Raw genomic sequence first — 3,919 nt, forward strand, 5'->3', positions numbered from 1 at the left:
CTCCGGCTCTATGGTATCATTCCCGCCGACCTCATTCGGCAGTTTCTTGTAATCATCAACTTTAAACCATGATTTCCGTTCATCTGATGTCCCTGATTTGAGAAGAAAATGAAGATGCTTTACAAATGCTTCCATGAGTTTCCCCTCTGTGTTGTCAATGATGTAGTCGATGGCGCGGAAATGATTTGTGGTTTCAATGATGTCATCCACATTCACTGTACCTTCTGAAACCCCTATGGTATTGGTCTCGAATATAAAACGGGTCTGGTCATGCGTCAGCTTACTGCCTTCGATGTGGTTGGAGTTATAAGTCAGGTCAATCTGTATTCGGTGATAGATACCTCCTTTTATTTTTCCGTCTTTTTGCTCTCTGACAGCTTGCAATAAGGGAGATATTGAAGTCTTATTTGAGCGTTTTTTGGGGAGTGCATCCTCAGGTATGTTCCACGTCTTTCCTACGAGATAAGCACCTTCTATTTTACCCTGTGCGCAATAGTTTCGGGCTGTTCGCTCCGAAACTCCATGCATCTCTGCCCATGATTTAACTGAAATACATTCCATCTATCGGCAAAACATTGATTAAAATATAATGCAAAGATAGCAAAACTTGCCGATAACGGCAAGTTTTACAGGTGTGAATTGATGAGACGGACAACTTCCTTAAGTTTTAATCCTCCTTCGTGCCCGTCGGCAACTGCTGCAAGAATGTTGGAGGAATCCATAACGTTAATATCGAAGTGAATCATCACTTTCAATGCACCGCTTTTGTGTAACCAGTTGATAATGGATTCGCTATTGGAAGCAAGTTCTGCCGGAGAGAAATGCACCAAGCCAAAATCCTCCACACGTTTTTCAATGTAAGGATATTCGTACACCCTCAATCCGGCAAGACAAATTTTGTCAGGCGAGACTTTTGCCGGAAGCTATCCGCCGATTTCGGGGGCAACTTTTCCCATGATAGCTGTAAATGCCATTGCATGATAACCGGTGTAATCATCGCCAGGCAATGTGATGTCGGGGTGGGCATCAACCCAAACCAGTTCTGTTTTCCATATTATTTGTAAGCATACGGTGAAAATATCTTCAAGTTTCTTCTTGTCGGCGAGTAGCACATGAAGTTTCTTCAGGTTCCTGGCGTTGTCGCTCCACGGTATCCATATTTTCAGATAACCCTTCGGGCCGTACTTCTCGTTGAGGTGTTCGATTGTCCGTTGATAGTGTCCGGCTTTGTCGAGTTTGGGATAATTTGCAAGACCGTATTGGATGGTTCTTCGGATTATCGTGTCTGCCTCGATAAAGTGGTCGGCCTCCGCTACAATCATTCCGTAACCGTTGCGAGGCTTCTTCTGATTCGATGCACGGTGATCTTCAACGGCGCGACCCATAGTCACAATCTGCTTGCGGGTGAAGTGCGACTTTACAAACTCGTCCGCTTCGAGTATCGTGCGGGATTCCTTGTGATGGTTTTCCCTGCCGTTGACAAGACCGAGGTCATGGAATGTCGCTATGATATAGACCATATCGGAATTCATAGCCGGTGTATGTTCGGCGAGTTTTATGCTTTGCTCAATGACCATTCGGACATGGCTCTCCTGATGCGCCTTGTCGAAGGCGGCATAGCGGGGGATAATCTCATTTTCAACATAGTCAATGACCTTCTGAGACACCGGTTTCAATTTCAGTTCGGGAATTTCGCCACGCTCCCGCTTTTCTTTCAGTAGCTGGCGGCGGTGGGCGCGTTCCTCTGCCATACACTTCTTGCATATATGGCGAGCGTGACCTTTGCCCGAAAATTTCTCATTGGCGAGATACTGACCGCACTTCCAGCAATAATGTCCCATGTGCTCTGTAGTTTAGGCTTTGAGATTTAGATGGTTGCTGCTATCAGTGTCCCATGTCTTCAAGAGATAGGACAGCATATTCAATATGCCAGCCTTTACGCTTTGACACGATATTCTGCGATTTTTGCTCCAGACCATGAAGGTCGATACGCCGCGGATTGCGTTTGACTTCACCGATTACAATCTCATGGTCTGTCTCGTTGACAGCGATAAGGTCAATCTCATTGTTGCCGTCTTTCTCCCAATAGTTTGTCACAATGTTATAGAGACCTGTCTCACGATACATCTGCCTGAAATAGCGTTCAAGAATCCACCCCGAGAAGGTAGAATAATCAGCAAGCACCTTTTCCTTTACATAGGCAAGATTTCCAATCTCCACTGCACTCCGGTATTTATATATGAATCTGAACCAGAAATTGAGGAAGTTGTCCTTTATACCGTATTTTACATTACGGCTATTCTCACTTGCGAGATAAGGTCGGTAACGATACACAAGATCGTATGTATTCTCCAGCTTGTCGAGGTAGCCTCCTGCTTCCACGCCGGTATAGGATTTGATTTCTCCGCGTTCATTGAAACCTCCGGCGATTGCAGACAGAATGGAAAAGTAATTACCATAGTCTTTGCCGAACTCATCGGATAGCAACTCCTTCCCCTTGNCAATGAAGTAGGAGCCGAATGACAGTACAGATTCTATTATCTTCCCTTTTGTGAATGCCTTCTGCATATGGAGCTGTTCCACATATTTTGCAACCCCGCCCGTAATCATATACATTGCAAGCAGGTCATCGGGAGTGTAATCGGGATTATTGTCCCGCATTATCTCACGAAGTGTTGAAAGTGGAAATTCACGAAGTCGGATGCGTGAGGTTGCCCTGCCGTAAAGAGGTTCCTTTTTATCATCGAATATCTTGGTCATCATTGAATACAATGAGCCACATACTACCAGATTTATCCGTGCCTCATTCTTGTTGCTGTCCCACACATTCTGCATTTCACTGAAGAATGACTCGTTGACATATTTGAAATTCTGAAACTCATCAAAAACGAGTGTGAAATGCCGACGCTTGGCAATCTGCATGATAGACGCGAACAATCGGGCTATACTCGAAAAGTCGCCCAAATCCTCGCCAAGCACATCACGCATCGTATCGGAGAGTTCCTGACACAATAAAGCCTCGCTCTTACGCGCCACAAAGAAATATATCATCTCTTTGCCTTCGTAGGCGTGTTTTATAAGCGTTGTCTTTCCGATACGTCTTCGTCCGGTTATGACGGTCATCTGGGCGTATTCCTTGGATGTCGTCTCGATACGCCTCAATTTCTCAGTCTCTATCTCTCTGTCGTAGAATTTCATATTATAGTAACAGCTGTTACAGTAACCACTGTTACAAAAATAGTAAATTTATTTTGATTGAGCAACAGATTTCTTATTTAGGGTTCCGATCGGGGCGAAAAACGGTATTGCACTATATCGTCCCTGCGAATATCCTTTCTGCACATTCTCACGGGGCTTATGCTCTGCAAGAGACACAAGCCGTGGTCTTTCAACTGCGGCTATAGCAACAGCAGTTACTGTTACCACTGTTGTTGAAAGGGTAATTTGATATAAGCGACCGGATAGAAGCAATCACTGCGAAAGCGGCAAGAGAGGGAGCAGTCCACGAGCCGAGACAGTGATGTGCCGCCTTCCTGCGTTGTCGGCATATAACAGACTCGCCTTCCCGGAACTGGGCAGTGCCATTATAAATTTATCGAGTACAGTTTGTGTTCTTTCAACCAGTGGCCATCGGCTAACGACGGGTGCATGAACAGCCCTTCAAAAGTCATTCCGATGCGCTTCATGACATTCTCTGAAGGAATATTAGGTACGGCAGTAAAGGAGTATAGTCTCTTGCATAATTTTTTCTCTCGTGCATGCTTTATACACACCCTCGCCGCTTCCGTAGCATACCCTTTATTCCAGAATTTATCAGATATTCGCCAGCCTATTTCCCATCCCGGTGAAAAGGGGGCATTGAAAGTAAAGCGGTGGAATCCAACATAGCCGATAAACTCACCTGTTTCTTTAATTTCAA

The 3,919-nt window shown here is 45.1% G+C and carries 4 protein-coding genes and 2 pseudogenes; all 6 read right to left on the reverse strand.

Going from position 1 to position 3,919, the window contains the following annotated elements:
- Positions 1-561, reverse strand: a pseudogene (locus tag JX312_RS10300) (helix-turn-helix domain-containing protein); the annotation flags it as partial.
- Between the two features lie 65 nt (positions 562-626).
- On the reverse strand, positions 627-881 hold the full coding sequence (locus tag JX312_RS10305) for a hypothetical protein (RefSeq protein WP_204457935.1): 255 nt from the start codon (positions 879-881) through the stop codon (positions 627-629).
- Positions 882-1,073: 192 nt separating this feature from the next.
- A pseudogene (locus JX312_RS10310) lies at positions 1,074-1,676 on the reverse strand (HD domain-containing protein); the annotation flags it as partial.
- Between the two features lie 208 nt (positions 1,677-1,884).
- A complete protein-coding gene (locus JX312_RS10315; protein WP_204457936.1) occupies positions 1,885-3,198 on the reverse strand; it encodes an ATP-binding protein in 1,314 nt (437 codons plus the stop codon).
- A 48-nt stretch (positions 3,199-3,246) separates the two neighbouring features.
- Positions 3,247-3,426, reverse strand: a complete 180-nt coding sequence (locus JX312_RS10320) for a hypothetical protein (protein WP_204457939.1) — start codon at positions 3,424-3,426, stop codon at positions 3,247-3,249.
- 158 nt (positions 3,427-3,584) lie between these two features.
- A partial coding sequence (locus tag JX312_RS10325) for a GNAT family N-acetyltransferase (protein ID WP_204457937.1) occupies positions 3,585-3,919 on the reverse strand: 335 nt, incomplete at its 5' end.

The sequence above is a fragment of the Barnesiella sp. CU968 genome, from assembly GCF_905219685.1.
Lineage (GTDB): Bacteria > Bacteroidota > Bacteroidia > Bacteroidales > Muribaculaceae > Lepagella > Lepagella muris_A.